General features: G+C 40.3%; 26 protein-coding genes and 1 tRNA gene. 25 read left to right on the top strand and 2 right to left on the bottom strand.

Features of this window, described 5'->3' with window-relative positions:
• The first annotated feature begins 41 nt into the window (after nt 1-41).
• The 23 genes from ACLNCV_RS04190 to ACLNCV_RS04080 all read left to right on the top strand — a co-directional run bounded on the left by ACLNCV_RS04190 (nt 42) and on the right by ACLNCV_RS04080 (nt 21,739).
• On the top strand, nt 42-275 hold the full coding sequence (locus ACLNCV_RS04190; RefSeq protein ID WP_049499782.1) for a DUF1858 domain-containing protein: 234 nt from the start codon (nt 42-44) through the stop codon (nt 273-275).
• The gene (locus ACLNCV_RS04185) at nt 275-1,609 is read left to right on the top strand and encodes a DUF438 domain-containing protein (protein WP_424844896.1); all 1,335 of its coding nucleotides are present in this window, start codon (nt 275-277) and stop codon (nt 1,607-1,609) included. The genes ACLNCV_RS04190 and ACLNCV_RS04185 overlap by 1 nt, the downstream gene beginning before the upstream one ends.
• A gap of 9 nt (nt 1,610-1,618) precedes the next feature.
• Nucleotides 1,619-1,873, top strand: coding sequence for a DUF1912 family protein (locus ACLNCV_RS04180; protein ID WP_078228342.1), 255 nt, complete (start codon nt 1,619-1,621; stop codon nt 1,871-1,873).
• Nucleotides 1,874-1,968: 95 nt separating this feature from the next.
• Nucleotides 1,969-2,364, top strand: coding sequence for a helicase (locus ACLNCV_RS04175; protein ID WP_424844895.1), 396 nt, complete (start codon nt 1,969-1,971; stop codon nt 2,362-2,364).
• A 278-nt stretch (nt 2,365-2,642) separates the two neighbouring features.
• Nucleotides 2,643-3,203, top strand: a complete 561-nt coding sequence (locus ACLNCV_RS04170; RefSeq protein ID WP_424844894.1) for a GNAT family N-acetyltransferase — start codon at nt 2,643-2,645, stop codon at nt 3,201-3,203.
• A complete protein-coding gene (locus tag ACLNCV_RS04165; RefSeq protein WP_424844893.1) occupies nt 3,203-3,781 on the top strand; it encodes an AAA family ATPase in 579 nt (192 codons plus the stop codon). The genes ACLNCV_RS04170 and ACLNCV_RS04165 overlap by 1 nt, the downstream gene beginning before the upstream one ends.
• Nucleotides 3,774-6,425 carry a valine--tRNA ligase gene (locus tag ACLNCV_RS04160; RefSeq protein ID WP_424844892.1) on the top strand — a complete coding sequence of 884 codons (2,652 nt, stop codon included), beginning with the start codon at nt 3,774-3,776 and terminating at the stop codon, nt 6,423-6,425. The genes ACLNCV_RS04165 and ACLNCV_RS04160 overlap by 8 nt, the downstream gene beginning before the upstream one ends.
• 72 nt (nt 6,426-6,497) lie before the next feature.
• Nucleotides 6,498-7,769: a DUF4297 family anti-phage-associated protein gene (locus ACLNCV_RS04155; protein ID WP_049543825.1), complete on the top strand. Its 1,272-nt coding sequence runs from the start codon at nt 6,498-6,500 to the stop codon at nt 7,767-7,769.
• Between the two features lie 9 nt (nt 7,770-7,778).
• On the top strand, nt 7,779-9,419 hold the full coding sequence (locus tag ACLNCV_RS04150; RefSeq protein ID WP_261082010.1) for an ATP-binding protein: 1,641 nt from the start codon (nt 7,779-7,781) through the stop codon (nt 9,417-9,419).
• 284 nt (nt 9,420-9,703) lie between these two features.
• Complete coding sequence (locus ACLNCV_RS04145) at nt 9,704-10,279, top strand: TetR/AcrR family transcriptional regulator (RefSeq protein ID WP_261015985.1); 576 nt, start codon at nt 9,704-9,706, stop codon at nt 10,277-10,279.
• A complete protein-coding gene (locus ACLNCV_RS04140) occupies nt 10,276-10,956 on the top strand; it encodes an ABC transporter ATP-binding protein (RefSeq protein WP_261015984.1) in 681 nt (226 codons plus the stop codon). Before ACLNCV_RS04145 ends, ACLNCV_RS04140 begins: the two co-directional genes overlap by 4 nt.
• A 3-nt stretch (nt 10,957-10,959) precedes the next feature.
• Nucleotides 10,960-12,105: an FtsX-like permease family protein gene (locus ACLNCV_RS04135; RefSeq protein ID WP_049543832.1), complete on the top strand. Its 1,146-nt coding sequence runs from the start codon at nt 10,960-10,962 to the stop codon at nt 12,103-12,105.
• A gap of 404 nt (nt 12,106-12,509) precedes the next feature.
• Nucleotides 12,510-13,097: a DNA-directed RNA polymerase subunit delta gene (gene rpoE, locus ACLNCV_RS04130; RefSeq protein ID WP_031227756.1), complete on the top strand. Its 588-nt coding sequence runs from the start codon at nt 12,510-12,512 to the stop codon at nt 13,095-13,097.
• 236 nt (nt 13,098-13,333) lie between these two features.
• Nucleotides 13,334-14,941: a CTP synthase gene (locus ACLNCV_RS04125; protein WP_261015983.1), complete on the top strand. Its 1,608-nt coding sequence runs from the start codon at nt 13,334-13,336 to the stop codon at nt 14,939-14,941.
• A 119-nt stretch (nt 14,942-15,060) separates the two neighbouring features.
• Nucleotides 15,061-16,134: an N-acetylmuramoyl-L-alanine amidase family protein gene (locus tag ACLNCV_RS04120; RefSeq protein WP_424844891.1), complete on the top strand. Its 1,074-nt coding sequence runs from the start codon at nt 15,061-15,063 to the stop codon at nt 16,132-16,134.
• A 90-nt stretch (nt 16,135-16,224) separates the two neighbouring features.
• Nucleotides 16,225-16,524 carry a DUF4651 domain-containing protein gene (locus tag ACLNCV_RS04115; RefSeq protein WP_424844890.1) on the top strand — a complete coding sequence of 100 codons (300 nt, stop codon included), beginning with the start codon at nt 16,225-16,227 and terminating at the stop codon, nt 16,522-16,524.
• The gene (locus tag ACLNCV_RS04110; RefSeq protein ID WP_000615777.1) at nt 16,521-16,838 is read left to right on the top strand and encodes a thioredoxin family protein; all 318 of its coding nucleotides are present in this window, start codon (nt 16,521-16,523) and stop codon (nt 16,836-16,838) included. Before ACLNCV_RS04115 ends, ACLNCV_RS04110 begins: the two co-directional genes overlap by 4 nt.
• 15 nt (nt 16,839-16,853) lie before the next feature.
• Nucleotides 16,854-17,480, top strand: coding sequence for a YtpR family tRNA-binding protein (gene ytpR, locus ACLNCV_RS04105; RefSeq protein WP_173875846.1), 627 nt, complete (start codon nt 16,854-16,856; stop codon nt 17,478-17,480).
• A 41-nt stretch (nt 17,481-17,521) separates the two neighbouring features.
• Nucleotides 17,522-18,283, top strand: a complete 762-nt coding sequence (locus tag ACLNCV_RS04100; RefSeq protein ID WP_173875847.1) for an SDR family NAD(P)-dependent oxidoreductase — start codon at nt 17,522-17,524, stop codon at nt 18,281-18,283.
• Nucleotides 18,284-18,360: 77 nt separating this feature from the next.
• Nucleotides 18,361-18,756, top strand: a complete 396-nt coding sequence (locus tag ACLNCV_RS04095; RefSeq protein WP_173875848.1) for a single-stranded DNA-binding protein — start codon at nt 18,361-18,363, stop codon at nt 18,754-18,756.
• Nucleotides 18,757-18,911: 155 nt separating this feature from the next.
• Nucleotides 18,912-19,196: a co-chaperone GroES gene (gene groES, locus ACLNCV_RS04090; protein WP_000917335.1), complete on the top strand. Its 285-nt coding sequence runs from the start codon at nt 18,912-18,914 to the stop codon at nt 19,194-19,196.
• Between the two features lie 15 nt (nt 19,197-19,211).
• A complete protein-coding gene (groL, locus tag ACLNCV_RS04085) occupies nt 19,212-20,834 on the top strand; it encodes a chaperonin GroEL (protein WP_173875849.1) in 1,623 nt (540 codons plus the stop codon).
• Nucleotides 20,835-20,971: 137 nt separating this feature from the next.
• Complete coding sequence (locus ACLNCV_RS04080) at nt 20,972-21,739, top strand: epoxyqueuosine reductase QueH (RefSeq protein WP_424844889.1); 768 nt, start codon at nt 20,972-20,974, stop codon at nt 21,737-21,739.
• Nucleotides 21,740-21,809: 70 nt separating this feature from the next.
• On the opposite strand, the gene ntdP is transcribed toward ACLNCV_RS04080, so the two are convergent.
• Together ntdP and recX are read right to left on the bottom strand one after the other, a co-directional pair.
• Nucleotides 21,810-22,343 (bottom strand): nucleoside tri-diphosphate phosphatase, encoded by a 534-nt coding sequence (gene ntdP / locus ACLNCV_RS04075; protein WP_000775316.1) that lies wholly within the window; start codon nt 22,341-22,343, stop codon nt 21,810-21,812.
• An 88-nt stretch (nt 22,344-22,431) separates the two neighbouring features.
• Nucleotides 22,432-23,208 (bottom strand): recombination regulator RecX, encoded by a 777-nt coding sequence (gene recX / locus ACLNCV_RS04070; protein WP_424844888.1) that lies wholly within the window; start codon nt 23,206-23,208, stop codon nt 22,432-22,434.
• Between the two features lie 37 nt (nt 23,209-23,245).
• On the opposite strand from recX, the gene rlmD reads away from it, so the two are divergent.
• Nucleotides 23,246-24,601 carry a 23S rRNA (uracil(1939)-C(5))-methyltransferase RlmD gene (gene rlmD / locus ACLNCV_RS04065; protein WP_424844887.1) on the top strand — a complete coding sequence of 452 codons (1,356 nt, stop codon included), beginning with the start codon at nt 23,246-23,248 and terminating at the stop codon, nt 24,599-24,601.
• Nucleotides 24,602-24,662: 61 nt separating this feature from the next.
• Nucleotides 24,663-24,734, top strand: a tRNA-Glu gene (locus ACLNCV_RS04060).
• Nucleotides 24,735-24,847: the final 113 nt, after the last annotated feature.

Here is a 24,847-nt window from a genome sequence, read left to right as displayed (position 1 = left end):
AAAGCAGTAAAATCATTTTAGAACATTCAATGGAGGTCGTCATGGACAATATCATCGATGTGTCAATTCCTGTTGCAGAAGTGGTGGACAAGCATCCAGAAGTCTTAGAGATTCTAGTGGAGTTGGGTTTTAAACCCCTTGCTAATCCCTTAATGCGTAATACAGTTGGTCGTAAAGTATCACTCAAACAGGGTTCTAAGCTTGAAGGAACTCCTATGGACAAGATTGTCCGCACGCTGGAAGCAAACGGCTACGATGTGATTGGATTAGACTAATGGCAGATGAACGGATTCATGTCCTGCGGGATATTTTGTTAGAATTGCACAATGGTGCCTCTCCTGAGTCGGTTCAGGAGCGTTTTGATGCGACTTTTGCAGGTGTCTCAGCCATAGAGATTTCCCTCATGGAGCACGAGCTGATGAACTCAGACTCAGGTGTCACCTTTGAAGATGTCATGGAACTCTGTGATGTCCATGCCAATCTTTTTAAAAATGCTATTAAAGGTGTCGAAGTAGAGGATACCGAGCATCCAGGTCACCCAGTTCGGGTCTTCAAAGAAGAAAATCTGGCCCTCCGTGCGGCCTTGATTCGCATTCGGAGATTGTTAGATACTTATGAATCTATGGAAGACGAGGAAATGCTGGCGGAGATGCGCAAGGGCTTGGTGCGTCAGATGGGACTTGTAGGTCAATTTGACATCCACTACCAGCGCAAGGAAGAGCTCTTTTTCCCCATCATGGAGCGCTATGGTCACGATTCACCTCCTAAAGTTATGTGGGGAGTGGATGACCAGATTAGGGAACTCTTTCAAACAGCTTTAGCGACAGCCAAGTCACTACCAGAAGTGCCGATTAGCACTGTAAAGGAAGATTTTGAAGCCTTTGCGACAGAGTTTGAAAGTATGATTTTCAAGGAAGAGTCCATCCTTCTTATGATTCTCCTTGAATCCTTTACTCAGGATGACTGGCTTCAGATTGCGGAGGAGAGCGATGCCTATGGTTATGCCATCATCCGTCCGTCTGAGAAATGGGTGCCAGAACGTCAGAGTTTTGTTGAGGAAAAGAGTGCAGGGGAGCCTGTACAGCTAGATACGGCAGAGGGTCAAGTTCAGCAAGTTATCGATACGCCAGAAGGACAGTTTACTATTACCTTTACCCCTAAGGAAAAGGAAACAGTGCTGGACCGTCATAGTCAGCAGGCTTTTGGCAATGGCTATCTTTCAGTCGAGCAGGCCAATCTCATTCTCAATCACCTCCCTATGGAGATTACTTTTGTCAATAAAGACGATATTTTCCAGTATTATAATGACAATACGCCGACTGACGAGATGATTTTCAAACGGACGCCGTCACAAGTTGGGCGCAATGTTGAACTCTGTCATCCACCTAAGTATTTGGACAAGGTTAAGACCATTATGAAGGGGCTTCGTGAGGGTACTAAGGACAAGTATGAAATGTGGTTCAAGTCTGAGTCGCGAGGTAAGTTTGTCCACATCACCTACGCAGCAGTGCACGATGAAGAGGGAGAATTTCAAGGGGTGCTGGAGTATGTTCAGGATATTCAACCCTACCGTGAGATTGATACGGACTATTTCCGTGGATTAGAATAAGGAGAAAAAATGAGTTACGAACAAGAGTTTATGAAGGAATTTGAGGCTTGGGTCAATACCCAGATTATGATTAACGACATGGCGCACAAGGAAAGCCAAAAAGTCTACGAAGAAGACCAAGACGAGCGTGCCAAAGATGCCATGATTCGCTACGAAAGTCGCTTGGATGCTTATCAGTTCTTGCTTGGTAAGTTTGAAAACTTCAAAGCAGGAAAGGAATTCCATGATTTACCAGATGGCTTGTTTGGTGAGCGAAATTATTAAACGAGAAAGGTTCTTGATTTTTCACTAAAATCTTGATAGAATATTTATATTAAATCCTTGTCAGAACAGGGATTTTTTATTGAAAGGATTTTATCATGTCAAAGAAACTCAATCGTAAAAAACAATTACGAAATAGCCTCCGTCGTGCAGGTGCTTTTTCAAGTACTGTGACTAAGGTTGTAGAAGAGACAAAAAAAGTCGTGAAACGTGCAGAGCAGTCAGCAAGCCAAGCTGGTAAGGCTGTTTCTAAAAAAGTTGAGCAAGCAGTAGAAGCTACCAAAGAGCAAACTCAAAAAGTAGCCAATTCTGTAGAAGATTTTGCAGCAAACTTGGGTGGACTTCCACTTGACCGTGCTAAAACCTTCTATGATGAAGGAATCAAGTCTGCTTCAGATTTCAAAAACTGGACTGAAAAAGAACTCCTTGCCTTGAAAGGAATCGGCCCAGCTACCATCAAGAAATTGAAGGAAAATGGTATCAAGTTCAAGTAATTTTTCTTGTGCCTTGCATTTCCGAAAAAATCTTGCTACAATAGAGCCATTAGAGGTGTTTTGAATCCCACATTGTACAGAAAGTGGCGGTGCTGAGAAGTCCACAAATGTGTCAAAACTAGTTGCTAATGGATGAAAAATTGAAATAAAAGTGTCTTTTTGTTTTAAAGACGAGAGTTGCGGGCAACTGCCCGAAATTGGGTGGTACCGCGGATAAATACATTCGTCCCTGTCATGTAGATGGCAGGGGCATTTTTTATGGGAAGTGAGGTAGGAAGATGGTGCAAGCACAATTACCAGACCGATTAGAAACTGATCGGCTCGTCTTACGAGTCCGTACAGTGGCGGATGCAGAAGATATCCATGCATACGCCAGTCTCCCAGAAGTCTCTTACCCAGCTGGTTTTCTACCCGTCAAGACCTTGGAAGATGAGGTTTATTATCTAGAGCATATCCTTCCTGAGCGCAATCAAAAGGACAATTTACCAGCAGGTTACGGGATTGTCGTCAAAGGAACCGATAAAGTCATTGGTTCTGTTGACTTCAACCATCGTCATACGGATGATGTGCTAGAGCTTGGCTATACCTTGCATCCAGACTATTGGGGTCGTGGTTATGTGCCAGAAGCAGCTCGTTCATTGATTGATCTAGCTTTTCGAGAACTAGGTCTTCATAAGATTGAGCTGACTTGCTTTGGTTACAATCTCCAAAGTAAACGAGTCGCAGAAAAACTTGGATTTACCCTCGAAGCTCGTATCCGAGATCGTAAAGATGTTCAAGGAAACCGCTGTGACAGTCTGATATATGGTTTGCTGAGGAGTGAGTGGGAGGTAATTTGATGCATGTTTTCATCATTGGTGCTCCGGCTTCTGGGAAAATGACGATTGGTCAAGAGTTATCTCGACTGACAGATGCTACCCTCTTTTATAACCATCAAGCCATCGATTTTGCATTAGAAATCTATCAGGACTTTACAGAGGAAATGTGGGAATTTGTTCGTGGAATCACCTTTTCTTTCCTTGGAGCAAGTGCAAGAAATCAGCGATCAGTAATTTTAACTGACGTAATTGATTTTTCAAATCAGTACCAACTGATGTATTTAAAGCAAATTCAGGATTTATTGGATAACTTTCATCAAGAGATTCTTTTTGTGGAGTTGGAAACAAGTCTTGAGGAGCGCTTACGTCGAAATCGAACGGAGAATCGATTAAAGCACAAACCCTTAAAACGACATATTGAGGTATCTGAAAGAGAAATTTTAGAGACCGCTGAAACACTTCAATTAAATTCCCAACATCAACCGAATGAGCTGCACCACTACTTTAAAATAAATAATACGAATTTGTCTGCAGAAGAAGCTGCTAAGCAAATTCAAGATAAAATGAATACAATAGAGAAAGGACAAACACATGTCTAAAGAACTTTCACCTAAATACAATCCAGCCGAGGTTGAGGCTGGTCGTTACCAAAAATGGCTTGATGCTGATGTTTTCAAGCCTTCAGGCGATCAAAAGGCTAAGCCTTATTCAATCGTGATTCCACCACCAAACGTAACTGGGAAGCTTCACCTTGGTCACGCTTGGGATACGACTTTGCAGGATATTATTATCCGTCAAAAACGGATGCAAGGTTTTGACACACTTTGGCTTCCGGGAATGGACCATGCTGGGATTGCGACTCAAGCTAAGGTTGAGGAACGCTTGCGTGGTGAAGGCATTACGCGCTATGACCTGGGTCGTGAAAAATTCCTTGACAAAGTTTGGGAATGGAAAGACGAGTATGCCACTACTATCAAGGAACAATGGGGCAAGATGGGGCTCTCTGTGGACTATTCTCGCGAGCGTTTCACTCTTGACGAAGGTTTGTCAAAAGCTGTTCGCAAGGTCTTTGTGGACCTTTACAAGAAAGGTTGGATCTATCGTGGTGAATTCATCATCAACTGGGACCCAGCAGCTCGCACTGCCCTTTCTGATATCGAAGTTATCCATAAGGATGTGGAAGGTGCCTTCTACCACATGAACTACATGCTAGAAGACGGTTCACGCGCCCTTGAAGTGGCAACAACTCGTCCTGAGACTATGTTTGGGGACGTTGCCGTTGCGGTCAATCCAGAAGACCCGCGCTACAAGGACTTGATTGGAAAAAACGTCATCCTTCCAATCGCTAATAAACTAATCCCAATTGTTGGGGATGAGCATGCAGATCCTGAGTTTGGTACTGGTGTCGTAAAAATCACACCTGCTCACGATCCAAACGACTTCTTAGTTGGTCAACGCCATAACTTGCCACAAGTCAACGTCATGAATGATGACGGAACCATGAATGACTTGGCCTTTGAATTTGCAGGCATGGACCGTTTTGAAGCTCGTAAGGCAGTCGTTGCCAAGTTGGAAGAAATCGGTGTCCTTGTTAAAATCGAAAAACGTGTTCACAGTGTTGGTCACTCAGAGCGTACAGGTGTTGTGGTTGAACCACGCTTGTCTACTCAGTGGTTCGTCAAGATGGACCAATTGGCTAAGAATGCTATTGCCAACCAAGATACAGAGGACAAGGTAGAATTCTACCCACCTCGTTTCAACGATACCTTCCTTCAATGGATGGAAAATGTACACGACTGGGTAATCTCTCGTCAGCTCTGGTGGGGTCATCAAATCCCTGCTTGGTACAATGCTGAGGGTGAAATGTACGTCGGTGAAGAAGCTCCAGAAGGTGACGGATGGACACAAGATGAAGATGTCTTGGATACTTGGTTCAGTTCTGCCCTTTGGCCATTCTCAACCATGGGCTGGCCTGATGTCGACTCAGCAGACTTCAAACGCTACTTCCCAACTTCAACCTTGGTTACAGGTTACGACATCATCTTCTTCTGGGTGTCTCGTATGATCTTCCAATCCTTGGAATTCACTGGCCGTCAGCCATTCCAAAACGTGCTTATACACGGTCTTATTCGTGATGAGCAAGGACGCAAGATGTCTAAATCTCTCGGCAACGGGATTGATCCGATGGATGTCATCGAGAAATACGGTGCCGATGCTCTTCGTTGGTTCCTTTCAAACGGTTCTGCACCAGGGCAAGACGTGCGCTTCTCTTACGAGAAAATGGATGCTTCATGGAACTTCATTAACAAGATCTGGAACATCTCTCGCTACATCCTCATGAACAATGAAGGTTTGACCCTTGAGCAAGCAACTGCCAATGTGGAAAAAGTTGTTAACAAGGAAGCTGGAAATGTCACAGATCGCTGGATTCTCCACAACCTCAATGAAACTATCGGAAAAGCGACGGCTAACTTTGATAAGTTTGAGTTTGGTGTGGCTGGGCACATCCTCTACAACTTCATCTGGGATGAGTTTGCGGACTGGTACGTTGAGTTGACCAAGGAGGTCCTTTATAGCGAAAATGAAGAAGAGAAAGTCATCACACGCTCTGTTCTCCTTTACACTCTGGACAAGATCCTTCGTCTCCTTCACCCAATTATGCCATTCGTGACAGAGGAAATCTTTGGACAAATCTCAGAAGGCTCTATCGTGACAGCAGAATACCCAACTGTCAATCCAGCCTTTGAAGACCTTGTTGCCCACACAGGTGTCGAAAGCCTCAAAGACTTGATCCGTGCCGTTCGTAATGCGCGTGCAGAAGTGAACGTAGCACCAAGCAAGCCTATCACCATCCTTGTTAAGACTAGCGATAGTGACTTGGAAGCCTTCTTTAACAGCAATGTCAATTACATCAAACGCTTCACAAATCCAGAACACTTGGAAATCGCATCAACCATCCCTGCGCCTGAACTTGCTATGTCAAGCGTCATCACAGGAGCAGAAATCTACCTGCCACTGGCAGACCTCCTCAATGTCGAAGAAGAACTAGCTCGCCTCGACAAGGAACTGGCTAAATGGCAAAAAGAACTGGACATGGTAGGTAAGAAGCTCTCTAACGAACGCTTCGTAGCCAATGCCAAACCAGAAGTCGTCCAAAAAGAACGCGACAAACAAGCCGACTACCAAGCCAAGTACGATGCGACCGTTGCACGTATTGATGAGATGAAGAAGTTGGTGAGATAAGTTATAAACCTCGGCAATTTGCTGGGGTTTTTGGTATAATGGAGCGAAAGTAATCACATAGTGAGGTAAATAATGAGTAAACCAAGATCAGCAACGAATACTATAAAGGGTTATTTTTATCAGTTTGACAAATCAATTTTAGAGATCCTGGAACAATCAAATGAAACAAATATAGTTACCATTGAGGGAGTTGAAGATATTGATATTGAAAATAGTGATGAAATACAATTTGTTCAATGTAAATATTATGAAGAAACTGAGTTTAATAACAGTATTATAAAAGAGCCAATACAGTTAATGTTTAGACACTATTTAAAGAACAGAACGGAGGCTCAATCTAAGAATTTTACTTATAAATTATATGGCTTTTATAACAAAGGACATGAGAAGCTACGGGAATTAACAACGGAAAATCTAAGAACATATTTTTTAGATTTTAGCAAATATGAAGTTACAGATGAATTAGGAAATTTAAACTATCAAATAAAAAATAAAGAGGGAGAAATTAAATTTGAGGAAGCCTTACAAACAGATGATATTGAAGATTTTAATAAACGTCTTTTTGTAAATATCAAAGCCGATAGTTATGAAAATCAAATAGAAAAAATAAAATCTAAAATTCAAAATGATTTAAGTGATTATAGTGAAGAAGATATTGAATTGATTTATTTTAATGCTCTTAAAATAATTAAAGACTTAGCATGTGAACATAATATTGAAAAGCGTCAAATTTCAAAAAAAGAATTTTGGGATAGAATAAAAACTAAAAACTACTATTTTGAAAGATGGATGAGTGAATTGCTAGAGTGGGAAGATTATAAAAAAATCATACATAAAAAATATTTTCCAAGAGTATCAAATTTATCACCGGCACATAGATTTTTCTTACTTGATTGTCAGGGAGAGAATATGAATGATGTTAAAAATGTGATTTCAAAAATATCAACTAGGTATTCTCGTTTTGTCCATCAATTTAGTCCTTTTGTCTATTTATATAATACTTCCAATGCTGATTTTATGACAGAATTAAAAGCGAAATTATATGAAGAAGGATGCTACTTTAAAGATGGTTTCCCGTTTAAAAATTCAGAATTTAGATTTCAAGAAATGCTAATTAAACCCGATAAATATAATAAAATTTCATTGCGTATATTAGAAGATTCTATAGATTTATCAATTGTTTTACTGAGGTTGGTAGAAGTAGAAAGGGATAACCAATTACCAATTAATTTATATATATTTAATAAAAGTAATCAATTTAATTTAGAGATTGATACTCTCGATAAGAGAGAACATTCAGAAATTAAAATTCGACAAATTTTAGATATATTAGATATTATTTAGGAGATAGAAATGGATAATCTAAACGCTCAAGTTATTTCAGTACAACCTAATAAAATTAAAATTGAAGTGAAGTCAATCACAGACTTTCAAATTGCAGAAGAAAAATTAAAAATTGGTTCATATCTTAGAATTGCTGATGAAAATGATTTGGCATTAATAGCTACAATAGAGAATTTTTGTATTGAGCCCATTGAAATTGATGAGAGAATTGATATTAAATATATTATTGAAGCTGTACCTTTAGGGATGATTGATGAAGAAAATAAATTTGTGAGGGGAAGTGATACAATAACTATTCCTCCTAAATCGGTTGAACCAGCTAAAATTGAAGAAATAAAGTTAATTTTTGAAAATTCTATAAAAGATGAACTTAAATTTAAATTCTCTTCGTTATCATCTAACAATGATATTGAGATTCCTGTTGAAGGAAATAAATTTTTCAATAAACATATTGCTATTGTTGGTTCAACTGGTTCGGGCAAGTCTCACACGGTTGCAAAAGTTGTTCAAAATGCTATAAATTCTAAAAATAGTGGTTATGAAGGGCTAAATAATTCACATATACTTATCTTTGATATTCATAATGAATATCAAAGTGCTTTCCCAAATGCTAGGCTTATCAATGTTAATGATCTAGTTTTACCATATTGGTTATTAAATAGTGATGAATTACAAGAATTATTCCTAGATACTGAGGGAAGTGATCATAATCAGAGAAATATTTTTAAAAAGTCTGTTATTCAGAGTAAAAAAAGAAAATTTAATGGACTAGAGGAAGAAAAAGAGAAATTACATTTTGATTCCCCTATTTATTTTGATATTCAAGAGGTCTTGCAATATGCTCATGAAAAAAATGAAGAACAAATTGCAGGAGCAAGGCAAGGACAGACAAAAGCTGGTCCATTGAATGGTAAATTATCAAATTATATTAGTCGGTTAGAGTCAAAGATATATGATAAAAGGTTGGAGTTCTTATTAGGTGATAGAATAGAGGGCGCAACATTACAATCAGTTTTAAAACAGCTTATTGGATATAGTGAAGATTTTCTGACTAATGTTACTATTCTTGATTTGAGTGGAGTGCCGTTTGATGTATTGAGTATAACTGTTTCTTTGATTTCAAGAATTATGTTTGAGTATGGATACTACTATAAGCAATTTAACGATAGTAAGAATCTAGTTTGTGATGTACCTATTTTATTAGTATATGAAGAGGCTCATAAGTATGTACCTAAGAGTTCTCTAACTAAGTACAGAGCTTCTCGGCAGTCGATAGAGCGAATTGCAAAAGAAGGAAGAAAATATGGGGTTACATTGCTTTTAGCTAGTCAAAGACCTTCTGAAATTTCTGAAACAATCTTCTCACAGTGTAGTAATTTTATAACAATGCGATTAACAAATCCTATAGATCAATCTTATGTAAGACAGCTATTACCGGATTCTATGGGAGGAATTGTTGATAAGTTACCTAGCTTAGCAACAGGAGAGGCATTGCTTATGGGAGAAGCAACTATTTTACCATCGATTGTGAAAATTGATGTTTGTGAAGATAAACCTTCGTCTAAAGATATTCCATACTTCCAATTATGGAAAGATAATTGGAAAGATATTAATTTTGAAGAATTAGAGAAACTCTGGAAACAGAAGTAAGATTTAAAATTACTTATTTTTAGAGAGCCACTAATTCTACAAGTTCGAACCGCTTTGGGAAGTACGATGTTGTAGCTTAATTTCATATATCATCGGTATTGAATTTATCTGGATCGATACCGAACCCCCGCCAAGTGATGCCATCGGCTGAGTAGCAAAGAAATAAAAAGTTCGCTGTCTTTTTGTTTTGTATTTTACAGTTTTTTCTTTACAAGTCTTTCTTTTTTATGGTATTCTTTTAAGTAACAAGTGTTGCGCAACTAATGTTGCGCGAAAGGAGTCTTATGCCACCAAAGGTTAAATTTAGTAAAGAGACTATCATTGGAACAGCTTTACAATTGGTGAGAGAAGAGGGCATGGCTAGTTTGACGGCTCGAGCATTAGCGGAGCAACTGGGAGCCACACCAAGAGTCATTTTTGGGCAATTTGCCAATATGGCCGAGTTACAAGCAGAGGTTATTGGTGCTGCGGAAATGGTAGTGGTGGAGTATATTCGTAAGGCCTTAGAAGATGAGAAGCCTTTTCGATCCGTCGGGGTTGCTTATATCCTTTTCGCCTCAAAAGACCCCCAACTCTTTCAATTGCTTTTCCAAAATCCCAGCAAAGATCCGATTCGTCGCTTTCAAGATTTTCTTCCCATGAAGGATTATAGTTACCAATTGGTTCTGGATTCGATCGTCGCAGACTATCCTTTGAATGTAGAGGAGGCTGGTCGCTTGTACCAGCATCTATTTATCTACTCGCACGGGATGGCCTCAATGGTTGCTTCTGACATTTATCAATTCAGCATGGAAGAAGTGATTGGATTACTGACAGAGGTTTGTCAATCTCTCATCAAAGAAATGGTAGGAAAGAAATGATTCAACTAGAAAATGTGCACAAAAGTTACGGCCAAACCAAGGTTTTAAAAGGGATTGATTTGCAGCTTCAAGACCAGTATGATGTGGTTATCCTCGGTCCTTCTGGATCAGGCAAATCAACTCTCTTAAACGTTCTGTCAGGTTTAGAAAAGGTAGACGAGGGACATATACTCATTCAAGGACAGGATTTGGCTCAACTCACAGATACTCAATTGACAGCCTTTAGACGTGAGAAGATTGCCTTTATTTTTCAGCAGTATTATTTATTGCCTAATCTAACAGTCAGACAGAATGTAAAGATGGGGGCAGACCTGGCAAACAATCATGATTTTTTGCAGATTATCGAGGATTTGGGACTTGGCGATAAGCTGGACAAGTATCCGAGTGAATTGTCAGGTGGGGAACAGCAGAGAGTCTCCATTGCTCGGGCCTTGGCCAAAAAGCCAGAGATTCTTTTCTTAGATGAGCCGACGGGAGCCCTGGATGAAGAAACGGGGCGCAAGATTCTCGACTATATCTGGGAGTTAAAGGAAAAGCTTGGTTTGACCCTCATCATGGTGACGCATAACCAAAATATTGCGGATATGGCAAGAACCATCATTCGTGTCAATAGTGGCAAGATTACCGAAGTTGTGACCAATGATCAGCCTCAGACTGCTTATGAGATTGGATGGTAAGCCATGTTTTCAGTAAAAGATATTCGAAAATTAGTTGTCGTCAGTATAATTGGGGCTTGTGCGGTCTTTGTGGCCAATCTCTTCTTGAATTTTTACTTGGACATCGAGCAGTTGGAGATTTCTAAAACCAATCCCATGATTCAGACCTACTATGATGTCCAGATTTCGCTTTCTTGGATGGTGGCCATGGTCAGTGGAGTCGTCTTGTCCTTGACGTCGGTCCTTCTCATGTGTTTTTATATCAAACAATTTGTCGATGATCACAAGGAACAATTAGGAATTTTAAAGGCTTTGGGCTATAGCAATGGCCAGCTGGCTAAACGATTTTGGGCATTTGGGATCAGTTTTGGTGCCGGAGCGCTTCTTGGCTATTTCACTTCTTTTCTTATGATGGGGCATTTTTATGACTTCCGGAATGAAAAGGGGATCCTGCCAGAAATTACCATTCATTTTCATTGGCAGCTCTTGCTTGCTTTTGTGGTCCTTCCAACGGTATTTTTTATGCTTATCGCGGTTGGTTATGCTAGAAGACAACTACAAACGCCGGCTCTTCGCTTATTGAAAAAGTCCCCAACACCAATCAAGGTCAAAAGGAGAAAGAGGGCTCCTAAGAAAGAGAAAGACTTCCTAAAAGAGCTGTCTTCGTCACTAATTTGGGGGAGAAAATCTATCCTATTTTTTGTAGTCTTTGGCTCTATGTGTTTTGCGGCCATGGTTCAACTGTCCTTTGGTCTAAGGGACTACACAGATGACATCATCCAAACCATGATGATCATGATTGGCTTGATCCTTTCTTTCTCTATTCTCTTTTTGTCATTGGGGATTGTCGTCTCAGAAAGTCGCGAAACCCTGGCTCTTATGAAGGCTTTTGGCTACACAGATCGTGAATGCCAAGGCCATATCCTATCTCCCTATCGTTTCTGGGCCTATCTAGGATTTGTTCTTGGGACGGCTTATCAGTACGCTATCATGGAAATCTTGATTGGTGTGATCAAAGATACGGTTCCTGAAAAGATTGAGCATCACTTTGATGGGAATGTTTGCTTCTGGACTTTGATCGGTTTTGCTGTGGTTTATGAAAGCCTCTTTTATCAATCCAACAGAAAACTCCAAAAACAAACCATCAAAGAAGTACTCTTAGCTGAATAAATAGAGAAGGTTGGATTCTCCAGCCTTTTTCTTATGAAACTCATTAACAAGAGAAGGATTTTTCACTATTCTAGGGAAAATGAAATAAAGGAAAGAAAACGAAGTTACTGGCAGGACCTGAAATGATCTTTTTACTTGATTTGACGCAACAAATAATCCTTTATCTCTGTAGGAATCCTCTTGCAGTTTGTGGTTGGTATTGGAGTTGCAGCCTTGAGTTATAAATAAATCAATATACCTGTGGTCATGTTACACAGGTCTTTCAATTAGCTGAAATATTTCACCTTTATTTTTTCTTAACCTTTGACTATTCTGCAAAATTATCGTAAAATAAAGAGTAAATGATAAAATGAGGTCAGAGTCTGTTCGCTCTGGCGATAGTAGTATAAATGAGGAGAAACGCTTTGGAATTAGAAGTATTTGCTGGGCAAGAAAAAAGTGAACTATCTATGATTGAGGTAGCGCGTGCTATCTTGGAACTTCGTGGTCGCGATCATGAGATGCATTTTAGCGATCTTGTAAACGAAATTCAAAACTACCTTGGAACATCAAACAGCGATATCCGTGAAGCTTTGCCTTTGTTCTACACAGAGTTGAACTTTGACGGTAGCTTCATCTCACTTGGAGACAACAAATGGGGTCTTCGTTCATGGTATGGTGTGGACGAAATCGACGAAGAAATCATTGCTCTTGAGGAAAATGACGACGATGAAGTAGCACCAAAAGCTAAGAAAAAACGTGTCAATGCCTTCATGGATGGTGATTCAGATGCCATTGACTACAATGCAGATGATCCAGAAGATGAAGATGCATACGAAGCAGATCCAGCTCTTTCATACGATGATGAAAATCCAGATGATGAGAAAAATGAAGTGGAAGCTTACGATGCAGAAATCAACGAAATCGCCCCAGATGACTTGGGAGAAGACGTGGATCTCAACGAAGAAGACGATGAGTTTTCAGACGATGATTCTGAAAACATCGAGGAATAAAAGTTAGCTATTGACAATTGTCCTATTTTTAGGTATCATATTGTTCGGGCACCTCTTTTAGAGGTCGGGGCTCCCTAGTTCTTAGGGAGCTATTTTTGTTTTTTTAAGAAGTTATCTTCTTGTATTTTAGTTGTGAATCTGGTGCAGTCGTCCCAGATTATTCTTATTAGTAGGGTCTTGTTTCCTATGTCCCCTCGTAGTCAACAAGGCCTTGAGCATTTTAGAAAGAGGAATCTATGTCTACGAAATATATTTTTGTAACTGGTGGTGTGGTATCGTCTATTGGGAAAGGGATTGTCGCAGCGAGTCTGGGTCGTCTCTTGAAAAATCGTGGTCTCAAAGTAACCATTCAAAAGTTTGACCCTTATATCAATATCGATCCGGGAACTATGAGTCCTTACCAGCACGGAGAAGTCTTTGTGACAGATGATGGGGCTGAGACAGATTTGGACTTGGGTCACTATGAACGTTTCATCGATATCAATCTCAATAAATATTCCAACGTGACAACTGGGAAAATTTACAGTGAAGTTCTTCGTAAGGAACGCCGTGGAGAATACCTTGGGGCAACTGTTCAAGTCATTCCTCATATCACAGATGCTTTGAAAGAGAAAATCAAGCGTGCCGCTGTAACGACCGACTCTGATGTCATTATCACAGAGGTCGGTGGAACTGTTGGAGATATCGAGTCCTTGCCATTCCTAGAGGCTCTTCGTCAGATGAAGGCAGATGTGGGTGCGGATAATGTTATGTACATCCATACAACCCTGCTTCCATACCTCAAGGCCGCTGGTGAAATGAAAACCAAACCAACACAACACTCTGTCAAAGAATTGCGTGGATTGGGAATCCAGCCAAATATGTTGGTTATTCGTACAGAAGAGCCAGCTGGTCAAGGAATTAAAAATAAACTGGCCCAGTTCTGTGATGTGGCACCAGAAGCCGTTATCGAATCGTTGGATGTTGAACACCTTTACCAAATTCCATTGAACTTGCAGGCACAAGGTATGGACCAAATTGTCTGTGACCATTTGAAACTAGACGCTCCAGTAGCAGATATGACAGAATGGTCAGCCATGGTGGACAAGGTCATGAACCTCAGGAAACAAGTCAAGATTTCACTTGTCGGTAAGTATGTGGAGTTGCAAGATGCCTACATCTCAGTGGTCGAAGCCTTGAAACACTCTGGTTATGCCAACGATGCAGAAGTTAAAATTAATTGGGTCAATGCTAATGATGTGACAGCAGAGAATGTGGCAGAGCTCTTATCTGATGCGGACGGAATCATCGTGCCAGGTGGTTTTGGTCAACGTGGTACTGAAGGGAAAATCCAAGCCATCCGCTATGCGCGTGAAAATGATGTTCCAATGTTAGGTGTCTGCTTGGGAATGCAGCTGACTTGTATTGAGTTTGCTCGTCACGTTTTAGGACTCGAAGGTGCCAATTCTGCAGAGCTTGCACCAGAAACAAAATACCCTATCATTGATATCATGCGTGATCAGATTGATGTTGAGGATATGGGTGGAACCCTTCGTTTGGGACTTTATCCATCTAAGTTGAAACGTGGCTCTAAGGCTGCGGCTGCTTATCACAATCAAGAAGTGGTGCAACGCCGTCACCGTCACCGTTATGAGTTTAACAACGCCTTCCGTGAGCAGTTTGAGGCAGCAGGTTTTGTCTTCTCAGGAGTTTCTCCAGATAATCGTTTGGTCGAAATCGTGGAAATTCCTGAAAATAAATTCTTTGTAGCTTGTCAGTATCACCCTGAACTGTCAAGTCGTCCAAACCGCCCAGAAGAACTCTACACAGCCTTTGTCACTGCAGCAGTTGAGAACAGCAATTAGCAAAATCAGAACCTTTGAGAAGAATCTCAGAGGTTTTTTGCTTGCATATTTAGGATATGAGTTGCAAAATAAAAACATAGTGATATAATTAACATAACAACAACTAAGGAGGAACTACAATGAAAAAAATCACATTATTTGGTTTGTCTCTAGCTGGTCTAGCTTTACTGGCTTTTCCACATTCAGGGCAGGCATTTGAGCTTAAAGAAGAATGGGTTGTTAAGTGTGGAGTACAGTACCAAGATGGCAAGATTCTTCGGTTTAACAATGGTCATGAAGTGGATATCAAAGTCTTGGATTTGCCAAAAAATGAGAAAATCGAGTGGACGGTTAGTCTCGATGGTCAAGATCAGACAGTCAATTTTCTAGGTCAAGAAAAGCACAAGTCTATGATCGGGGAAGAAGGGCGTTACCTTAATTTCTATGTTCCATATGGCTATAGAGGAGATATCAAGGTCGAGGCCAAGAGCGGAAACGAAGTGAAGACCTGGTCCACTAAAGTGGTTGACGATGTACATCATGAAGGTGGAAAGAGAGGCTACTACCGTATTGAAGAATCAAATGATCAATACACTTACCTCGATGCTAAATGGGATTATCAAACCAAGACTTACACAGCTACCTTACCAGAGACTGTCAATGGTCAAAAAGTCTTTGCTTGGGCGGACTATGACAATGGCGAGTTGAAACTTGAAAAACTAAAAACTATCAGTCATAAATATGATGGAGAATCTTTCAAAGAACTTTATCCGATTGTAAAAGCAGAAAGCTGGCTAAAATCAAACCAAAACTGGTACTATCAAAAACAAGGTCAATTAGTACAGAATGCTTGGGTTAAAGACAAGGGAACTTGGTACTTTATGAATGATAAAGGAGTCATGTTCAATCAAACTTGGCTTTATCAAGGTAGCAACTGGTATGCCTTTAAATCATCAGGAGCCATGATTGCGAGTGATTGGCTTTACGATCAAGGCAAGTGGTACTATTTATCAACTTCAGGAGCCATGAAAGCCAGCACTTGGGTTTATGACAAGGGAGAATGGTATTATGTAAGTTCTTCTGGTGCCATGATTGCGAATGATTGGGTCAAAGACAATGGTAAGTGGTATTATCTAGCTTCATCAGGTAAGATGCTTCGCAATACCTACACGCCTGATGGTTACTACGTTGGCAACTCAGGTGCCTGGCAATAAGTATAAGAAGTCCTTTTCCTTAAAGGAAGGGGCTTTTTACTTGCTTTTCTGCTGCTTCCTCATTTGTCCTAAAGCCTTTTTTGTGTTAAAATGAATGGTATGAAAGCTAAAAAAATGTGGATGGCGGGTCTGACCCTGCTTGGTATTGGGAGCCTTGTCCTTGCTACGAAAAAAGTTGCAGATGACCATAAGCTCATGGAGACTCAGGAAGAGTTGACAGCGATTGTACGAGACCATTTTTCAGACATGGGGGAAATTGCGACCCTCTATGTTCAAGTCTATGAAAGCAGTCTAGAGAGCTTGGTTGGTGGCGTCATTTTTGAGGATGGCCGTCATTATACCTTTGTCTATGAAAATGAAGATTTAGTCTATGAGGAGGAAGTCTTATGATACAACCAGCAAGTTTAGAAGAATTAGCATCTTTAGTAGAAAAAGATGGCAAGAAAGTCTTTCTTTTTGTGGCGGATTGGTGTGGCGATTGCCGTTATATTTATCCTGCCTTGCCAGAAATTGAGGAGACCAATCCAGAGTTCACCTTTATTCGAGTGGATCGAGATCAGTATATGGATCTAGCTAAACTCTGGGATGTTTACGGAATTCCTAGCCTTGTTGTTCTAGAAAAGGACAAGGAAATCGGTCGTTTTGTCAATCGAGACCGTAAAAGTAAGCAACAAATTAACGATTTTTTAGCAGGACTGAAATAGGAGAAAAAGGAAACAATGATTTTTACATATAATAAAGAACATGTCGGCGATGTCCTTATGGTCATCGTGAAAAACAGCGGAGATGCCAAACTGGATGTGGAGCGCAAAGGAAAGGTAGCTCGTGTTTTTCTCAAAGATAATGGGGAAACAGTGGCTTGGAATATTTTCGAAGTTTCAAGTTTGTTTGAAATTACAGAGCGCGGTCAAGTCTTTTTATCAGATGAGCAAGTCGTTCGTTTGAACCAAGAATTGCAGGCGGAAAGTTTTACAGAAGAAATTATCAATGACAAAGAGCCTAAGTTTGTTGTTGGTGAAATTGTCGAGATGGTAGCTCATCCAGATAGTGATCACCTCAACATCTGCCAAGTTGCAGTCGCAAGTGATAAGACTGTACAAATCGTTGCAGGGGCTCCTAATGCGCGTGTCGGATTGAAAACCATTGTCGCTTTACCTGGTGCCATGATGCCAAAAGGCAATCTCATTTTCCCAGGCGAACTTCGTGGTGAAAAGAGTTTTGGAATGATGTGCAGCCCTCGTGAACTTGCCTTGCCAAATGCTCCGCAAAAACGTGGTGTGATTGAATTATCAGAAGACCAAGTTGTCGGAACTCCATTTGATCCAGCTAAACACTGGACTGCTTAGGAACTTGTCAGTATCTGATAGACCAGCTAGAAGGAAATAAGATGGCAAAAAATGTAGTGATTACAGGAGCGACATCAGGAATTGGTGAAGCGATTGCGCGTGCTTATCTAGAGCAGGGTGAGAATGTCGTTCTAACTGGACGACGGATAGACAGACTAGAAACCCTCAAGTCGGAGTTTGCAGAAACTTTTCCAAATCAAACAGTTTGGACTTTTCCCCTAGATGTCACGGATATGACCATGGTAAAGACTGTATGCTCTGATATTCTAGAAACGATAGGTCAGATTGAAATTCTGGTCAACAATGCCGGACTGGCTCTAGGTTTAGCACCTTATCAAGACTATGAAGAGTTGGATATGTTAACTATGTTGGATACCAATGTCAAAGGTTTGATGGCAGTCACTCGCTGTTTCTTGCCAACAATGGTAAAAGCCAATCAAGGACATATCATCAACATGGGGTCAACCGCAGGAATCTACGCCTATGCAGGTGCAGCAGTTTATTCAGCTACCAAGGCAGCAGTTAAGACCTTTTCAGATGGTCTGCGAATTGATACCATTGCAACGGATATCAAGGTGACGACCATTCAGCCTGGAATTGTCGAAACAGATTTTTCTACAGTGCGTTTTCATGGTGACAAAGAGCGGGCTGCGACGGTTTATCAGGGGATCGAAGCCTTGCAGGCACCGGACATCGCCGACACAGTAGTCTATGTGACCAGTCAACCTCGTCGTGTTCAGATTACAGATATGACCATTATGGCCAATCAACAGGCGACAGGTTTCATGGTTCATAAAAACTAAAAAATTTTCTCGAAAAGTTACAAATTTCTGTAACTTTTTTTGATTTCCTACGAATAGATAAGTAGGAGGAAGAAAATATGTATAATAAAGTTATCATGATTGGACGTTTAACGTCTACACCAGAATTGCACAAAACCAATAATGACAAGTCAGTAGCGCGCGCAACGATCGCTGTGAACCGTCGTTACAAAGACCAAAACGGTGAACGCGAAGCTGATTTTGTTAATATGGTTTTATGGGGTAGACTAGCAGAAACTTTGGCAAGCTACGCAACCAAAGGTAGTCTTATTTCTGTGGATGGAGAATTACGTACCCGTCGTTTTGAGAAAAACGGTCAGATGAACTACGTGACCGAAGTCCTTGTCACAGGATTCCAACTCTTGGAAAGTCGTGCCCAACGTGCTATGCGAGAAAATAACGCAGGGAAGGATTTGGCAGATTTGGTTTTGGAAGAGGAAGAATTGCCATTTTAAACATCGAAAAGTCTGAGTTTGTCTCAGGCTTTTTATCTTGAGAAAGTCAGACTTTTTTCTTGACTATTTCTGACCAAGTGATACAATAGAACTATGATTTAGCACTTAGGTATAAAGAGTGCTAATAATATCTATCTCATTATGGAGGAAATCAGATGTTGAAACCATTAGGAGACCGTGTGGTCTTGAAAATTGAAGAAAAAGAACAAACTGTTGGAGGCTTTGTCCTCGCAAAATCAGCCCAAGAAGAAACGAAAACAGCTACAGTAGTGGCTACTGGACAAGGTGTTCGTACCTTGAACGGTGACTTGGTTGCTCCAAGTGTTAAAGCTGGAGACCGTGTCTTAGTTGAAGCTCACGCAGGTCTTGATGTCAAAGATGGCGATGAAAAGTACATCATCGTTGGCGAAGCTAACATCTTGGCAATCATTGAAGAATAGAAGGAGAAAGTAAGTATGTCAAAAGAAATTAAATTTTCATCAGATGCCCGTTCAGCTATGGTCCGTGGTGTCGATATCCTTGCAGACACTGTTAAAGTAACCTTGGGACCAAAAGGCCGCAATGTTGTTCTTGAAAAATCATTCGGTTCACCACTCATCACCAATGACGGTGTAACTATTGCCAAAGAAATCGAATTGGAAGACCATTTTGAAAATATGGGTGCCAAATTGGTATCAGAAGTAGCTTCAAAAACCAATGATATTGCAGGTGATGGGACTACAACTGCAACTGTTTTGACCCAAGCAATCGTCCGTGAAGGAATCAAAAACGTCACAGCAGGTGCAAATCCAATCGGTATCCGTCGTGGGATTGAAACAGCAGTTGCTGCAGCAGTTGAAGCCTTGAAAAACAATGCTATTCCTGTTGCCAACAAAGAAGCTATCGCTCAGGTTGCTGCCGTATCTTCTCGTTCTGAAAAAGTCGGTGAATACATTTCTGAAGCTATGGAAAAAGTTGGCAAAGACGGAGTCATCACTATCGAAGAGTCACGTGGTATGGAAACAGAGCTTGAAGTCGTAGAAGGAATGCAGTTCGACCGTGGTTATCTTTCACAGTACATGGTGACAGATAGCGAAAAAATGGTAGCTGACCTTGAAAATCCATACATTTTGATTACTGATAAGAAGATTTCAAATATCCAAGAAATCTTACCACTTCTAGAAAGCATTCTCCAAAGCAATCGTCCACTCTTGATTATTGCGGATGATGTAGATGGTGAAGCTCTTCCAACTCTTGTTTTGAACAAGATTCGTGGAACCTTCAACGTGGTAGCGGTCAAGGCACCTGGTTTTGGTGACCGCCGCAAAGCCATGCTTGAAGATATCGCCATCTTAACAGGTGGAACAGTTATTACAGAAGATCTAGGTCTTGAGTTGAAAGATGCTACAATTGAAGCACTTGGTCAAGCAGCGAGAGTGACTGTGGACAAAGATAGCACTGTTATCGTAGAAGGTGCGGGAAATCCTGAAGCGATTTCTCACCGTGTTGCGGTTATCAAGTCTCAAATCGAAACTACAACTTCTGAATTTGACCGTGAAAAATTGCAAGAACGCTTGGCAAAATTGTCAGGTGGTGTTGCAGTCATCAAGGTCGGAGCTGCAACTGAAACTGAGTTGAAAGAAATGAAACTCCGCATTGAAGATGCCCTCAACGCTACTCGTGCAGCTGTTGAAGAAGGAATCGTTGCAGGTGGTGGAACAGCCCTTGTCAATGTGATTCCAGCTGTGGCTGATTTGGAATTAACAGGAGACGAAGCAACAGGCCGCAATATTGTTCTCCGTGCATTGGAAGAACCTGTTCGTCAGATCGCTCACAATGCAGGATTCGAAGGTTCAATCGTTATCGATCGTTTGAAAAATGCCGAGCTTGGTACAGGTTTCAACGCAGCAACTGGCGAGTGGGTCAACATGATTGATCAAGGGATTATCGACCCAGTTAAAGTGAGCCGTTCAGCCCTACAAAATGCAGCATCTGTAGCCAGCTTGATTTTGACAACAGAAGCAGTCGTAGCCAATAAACCAGAACCAGTAGCCCCAGCTCCAGCCATGGATCCAAGCATGATGGGTGGCATGATGTAAGCTTTCTATAGAAAACAACTTATAAAAAACACAAAAGGAGGGAATGGCTATTCCTCCTTTTTATGCTATTCACTTCTAAATTGATTTGAGCTCTCCTAACTTATATGATAAAATAAGACTAGAAAAAGGAGAAGAACATGATTGATGTAGAAGAAATTCTGAGCAAGATGAACCCCAATCAGAAGATTAATTATGACCGTGTCATGCAGAAGATGGTACAAGTATGGGAGAAAAATGAGCAACGGCCAACCATTCTCATGCATGTTTGCTGTGCCCCTTGCAGTACCTATACCCTAGAATATTTGACCAAGTATGCAGATGTGACTATCTATTTTGCCAATTCTAATATCCATCCCAAGGCAGAATACCACAAGCGAGCTTACGTCACCAAGAAATTTGTCAGTGATTTCAATGAGCGAACTGGCAATAACGTTCAATACCTAGAAGCTCCTTATGAACCTAACGAATATCGTAAACTGGTTCGAGGTTTGGAAGAAGAGCCTGAAGGTGGCGACCGTTGTAAGGTTTGCTTTGACTACCGCCTGGATAAAACAGCGCAAGTGGCTATGGACTTGGGCTTTGACTACTTTGGTTCGGCTTTAACCATCAGTCCTCATAAGAATTCTCAAACCATCAACAGCATCGGAATCGATGTGCAAAAGATTTATACCACCCACTATCTTCCAAGTGATTTCAAGAAAAATCAAGGCTACAAACGTTCAGTGGAGATGTGTGAAGAGTATGATATATATCGTCAATGTTATTGTGGATGCGTCTATGCAGCCCAAGCTCAGAATATTGACCTGGTTCAGGTTAAGAAAGATGCTGCAGCTTTCTTGCTGGATAAGGATGTTGAAAAAGACTATTCTCACATCAAATTTACAGTTACGAAATTAGATATATAAGGATAAGCCCAGCTGTAAAGCTGGGTTTTTAAAATAAAAAAACCAGGGCCTTCACCCTAGTTTGACAACTTTACCGATTCTTTAGTTCTACATAGCGCTTGTACCAAATGTTTACATAGGCTTCTGAGAAAGGACCTCGTCCATTGTTAATCCAATCAACAAGAATTTTGACATGTTCTTTTAAAATATAGTCCAAGTCATCAGAATAATTCATTTTGCGTTTGTGACGCTCATACTCCTCAACGTCCAAGAGACGTTTTTCCCCATCTGTAAAAATTTTAACATCCAAATCGTAATCAATATACTTCAGTGCTTCTTCATCCAGATAGTAGGGGCTAGCCATATTGCAATAGTAGGAAATTCCATTATCGCGAATCATGGCAATGATATTAAACCAATATTTCTTGTGAAAGTAAACAATAGCCGGTTCTCGAGTGACCCAACGACGACCATCACTTTCGGTAACCAGTGTATGATCGTTGACACCAATAATGGCGTTTTCTGTTGTTTTTAGTACCATGGTGTCCCGCCAAGTTCGGTGGAGACTCCCATCATGCTTATAACTTTGAATTGTAATAAAGTCGCCTTCTTTTGGAAGCTTCATAACTAACCAACTTTCTACAATTTATAAGTTTATCGTTTACTATTGTACCATAAAATTACCTAAAATCTGTGAATTTTACATGAAAATATTAAAGATATTCTCTGAGAGCGCTTGCTATATCCGAAAAATCGTAGCCTTTTCGAGCTAAAACTTGAGTTAAACGCTGTTTAAGTTCGTATCCTTCATACTTTCGAGCATACTTAGCATATTGCTTATCAAGTTCCTTGAAGATGAGTTCCTGAGTCGTTTCTTGGTCAACTTGACTATCCAACTGGTCAAAGGCACTTTTAGCATCAGAGTAAGAGAAACCCTTGTTGGTCAAGTTCTGGATAATCTTATCTTGCAAGGCACGAGCTGGAAGTTTTCCCTCATATTTTTTCAATAGTTTATTAGCTACACGTTGAGCAACTTCAGAAAAATCAAATTCTTTCAAGTTCTCTTCTATAGTAGATTTTGAAATCCCTTTTTGTGTTAGTTTCTGAGTCAGTACATAAGGCCCCTTGTCTCCTGAAAGTTGATTGGCATTGATGATAGCATAAGCGTACTGAGCATCATTAATCCACTTGTCTTTTTTAAGATTAATAATGACTTGAGAAACTATGTTTTCATCAATATCGTATTTTTTCAGATATTCTCTGACTTCTTTTTCAGTGCGCGCTTTATAGGATAGGTGGTAGAGAGCTAGATTCTTACCGTAAGAAAATTGGGCAAAGTCCTGAATCTCTTTCAATTCTTCTTGGCTTATCACCTTATCTCTTGATAACATAAAACGAACAATTGTATCTTCAGTAATGTAGCATTTGTCGTCATTATCAAGCTCCATCAGATAGAGTCTTTTTTTCTTTTCAAGTTTTGTGATTTTCATAGTTCTATTATAACTCAAAATGTGATAAGATAGGGGTATGAATCTGAAAGTGAAACAAAAAATACCATTAAGAATCAAGCGCATGGGAATTAATGGTGAGGGAATCGGCTTTTATCAAAAAACATTAGTCTTTGTGCCTGGTGCTCTCAAAGGAGAAGATATCTATTGTCAGATTACTTCTATCAAACGTAACTTTGTTGAGGCAAAATTACTGAAGGTCAACAAGAAATCTAAATTCCGTGTTGTGCCAGCATGTACTATTTACAATGAGTGCGGAGGCTGCCAAATCATGCACCTGCATTATGATAAACAGCTAGAGTTCAAGACGGACGTACTTCATCAAGCGCTGAAAAAATTTGCTCCTGCAGGATATGAAAACTATGAAATCCGTCCAACTATTGGAATGCAGGAACCAAAGTACTACCGTGCTAAGTTACAATTTCAGACTCGAAAATTTAAGAATCAGGTCAAGGCGGGCTTATATGCACAAAACTCTCACTATTTAGTAGAGTTGAAAGACTGCCTGGTACAAGACAAGGAAACCCAAGTGATTGCTAATCGTCTAGCAGAATTGCTTACTTATCACCAGATTCCAATCACCGATGAGAGAAAAGTTCTAGGTGTTAGGACTATTATGGCCCGACGAGCAAGAAAGACTGGACAGGTTCAGATTATTATTGTTACAAACCGTCAGCTTAATTTAACCCAACTAGTAAGAGACTTAGTTAAAGATTTTCCAGAAGTTGTGACAGTAGCTGTGAATACAAATACAGCTAAAACCAGTGAGATATATGGTGAAAAGACAGAGATTATATGGGGACAAGAGAGTGTTCAAGAAGGTGTTCTCGATTATGAATTTTCACTATCTCCTCGAGCTTTCTATCAACTAAATCCTGAACAAACAGAAGTTCTTTATAACGAAGCGATAAAAGCCTTGGAAGTTACTAAAGAAGACCATTTGATTGACGCTTATTGTGGAGTTGGAACGATTGGATTTGCCTTTGCAAAGAAAGTAAAAACACTCAGAGGTATGGATATTATTCCAGAAGCCATTGAAGATGCTAAGCGAAATGCTAAAAGAATGGGATTTGACAACACACATTACGAAGCAGGAACAGCGGAAAAGATTATTCCTCGCTGGTATAAGGAAGGCTACCGAGCAGATGCTCTGATCGTAGATCCACCACGTACAGGTCTGGATGACAAGTTATTAGATACAATTCTTACCTATGTACCAGAAAAAATGGTCTATATTTCTTGCAATGTTTCGACCTTGGCTCGTGATTTGGTAAGGTTAGTAGAAGTCTACGATATCCATTATATTCAGTCGGTCGATATGTTCCCACACACCGCTCGAACGGAAGCAGTTGTAAAATTAATTAAAAAAGTTTAAAAAAGTAGTTGACAAAGTTAGAAAAGCCTGTATAATAGTAAGAGTTGAAAATAACAGCTCTGGTCCGTTGGTCAAGGGGTTAAGACACCGCCTTTTCACGGCGGTAACACGGGTTCGAATCCCGTACGGACTATGGTATGTTGTGGTTGAGGCACTTGATGAAAAAAGATTAAAAAAGTTTCAAAAAAGTGTTGACAAGCGAAAGCCACTGTGATATACTGATATAGTTGTCACTTGAGAGAAGCA

The sequence above is a fragment of the Streptococcus sp. CL5.50 genome (assembly GCF_049738015.1).
Lineage (GTDB): Bacteria > Bacillota > Bacilli > Lactobacillales > Streptococcaceae > Streptococcus > Streptococcus mitis_CA.
This window is presented reverse-complemented; position numbering and strand designations above follow the sequence as displayed.

Bases quoted from the DNA above. Each gene is read 5' to 3' on its own strand.
- ACLNCV_RS04160 (WP_424844892.1), top strand. From the start codon at position 3,774: ATGTCTAAAGAACTTTCACCTAAATACAATCCAGCCGAGGTTGAGGCT.
- ACLNCV_RS04110 (WP_000615777.1), top strand. From the start codon at position 16,521: ATGATACAACCAGCAAGTTTAGAAGAATTAGCATCTTTAGTAGAAAAA.
- ACLNCV_RS04135 (WP_049543832.1), top strand. From the start codon at position 10,960: ATGTTTTCAGTAAAAGATATTCGAAAATTAGTTGTCGTCAGTATAATT.
- ACLNCV_RS04125 (WP_261015983.1), top strand. From the start codon at position 13,334: ATGTCTACGAAATATATTTTTGTAACTGGTGGTGTGGTATCGTCTATT.
- ACLNCV_RS04115 (WP_424844890.1), top strand. From the start codon at position 16,225: ATGAATGGTATGAAAGCTAAAAAAATGTGGATGGCGGGTCTGACCCTG.
- ACLNCV_RS04165 (WP_424844893.1), top strand. From the start codon at position 3,203: ATGCATGTTTTCATCATTGGTGCTCCGGCTTCTGGGAAAATGACGATT.
- recX (WP_424844888.1), bottom strand. From the start codon at position 23,208: ATGAAAATCACAAAACTTGAAAAGAAAAAAAGACTCTATCTGATGGAG.
- groES (WP_000917335.1), top strand. From the start codon at position 18,912: ATGTTGAAACCATTAGGAGACCGTGTGGTCTTGAAAATTGAAGAAAAA.
- ACLNCV_RS04190 (WP_049499782.1), top strand. From the start codon at position 42: ATGGACAATATCATCGATGTGTCAATTCCTGTTGCAGAAGTGGTGGAC.
- ACLNCV_RS04100 (WP_173875847.1), top strand. From the start codon at position 17,522: ATGGCAAAAAATGTAGTGATTACAGGAGCGACATCAGGAATTGGTGAA.
- ACLNCV_RS04180 (WP_078228342.1), top strand. From the start codon at position 1,619: ATGAGTTACGAACAAGAGTTTATGAAGGAATTTGAGGCTTGGGTCAAT.
- ACLNCV_RS04185 (WP_424844896.1), top strand. From the start codon at position 275: ATGGCAGATGAACGGATTCATGTCCTGCGGGATATTTTGTTAGAATTG.
- ACLNCV_RS04145 (WP_261015985.1), top strand. From the start codon at position 9,704: ATGCCACCAAAGGTTAAATTTAGTAAAGAGACTATCATTGGAACAGCT.
- groL (WP_173875849.1), top strand. From the start codon at position 19,212: ATGTCAAAAGAAATTAAATTTTCATCAGATGCCCGTTCAGCTATGGTC.
- rlmD (WP_424844887.1), top strand. From the start codon at position 23,246: ATGAATCTGAAAGTGAAACAAAAAATACCATTAAGAATCAAGCGCATG.
- ACLNCV_RS04095 (WP_173875848.1), top strand. From the start codon at position 18,361: ATGTATAATAAAGTTATCATGATTGGACGTTTAACGTCTACACCAGAA.
- ACLNCV_RS04120 (WP_424844891.1), top strand. From the start codon at position 15,061: ATGAAAAAAATCACATTATTTGGTTTGTCTCTAGCTGGTCTAGCTTTA.
- ACLNCV_RS04150 (WP_261082010.1), top strand. From the start codon at position 7,779: ATGGATAATCTAAACGCTCAAGTTATTTCAGTACAACCTAATAAAATT.
- ACLNCV_RS04155 (WP_049543825.1), top strand. From the start codon at position 6,498: ATGAGTAAACCAAGATCAGCAACGAATACTATAAAGGGTTATTTTTAT.
- ntdP (WP_000775316.1), bottom strand. From the start codon at position 22,343: ATGAAGCTTCCAAAAGAAGGCGACTTTATTACAATTCAAAGTTATAAG.
- ACLNCV_RS04170 (WP_424844894.1), top strand. From the start codon at position 2,643: ATGGTGCAAGCACAATTACCAGACCGATTAGAAACTGATCGGCTCGTC.
- ACLNCV_RS04080 (WP_424844889.1), top strand. From the start codon at position 20,972: ATGATTGATGTAGAAGAAATTCTGAGCAAGATGAACCCCAATCAGAAG.
- ACLNCV_RS04175 (WP_424844895.1), top strand. From the start codon at position 1,969: ATGTCAAAGAAACTCAATCGTAAAAAACAATTACGAAATAGCCTCCGT.
- ytpR (WP_173875846.1), top strand. From the start codon at position 16,854: ATGATTTTTACATATAATAAAGAACATGTCGGCGATGTCCTTATGGTC.
- ACLNCV_RS04140 (WP_261015984.1), top strand. From the start codon at position 10,276: ATGATTCAACTAGAAAATGTGCACAAAAGTTACGGCCAAACCAAGGTT.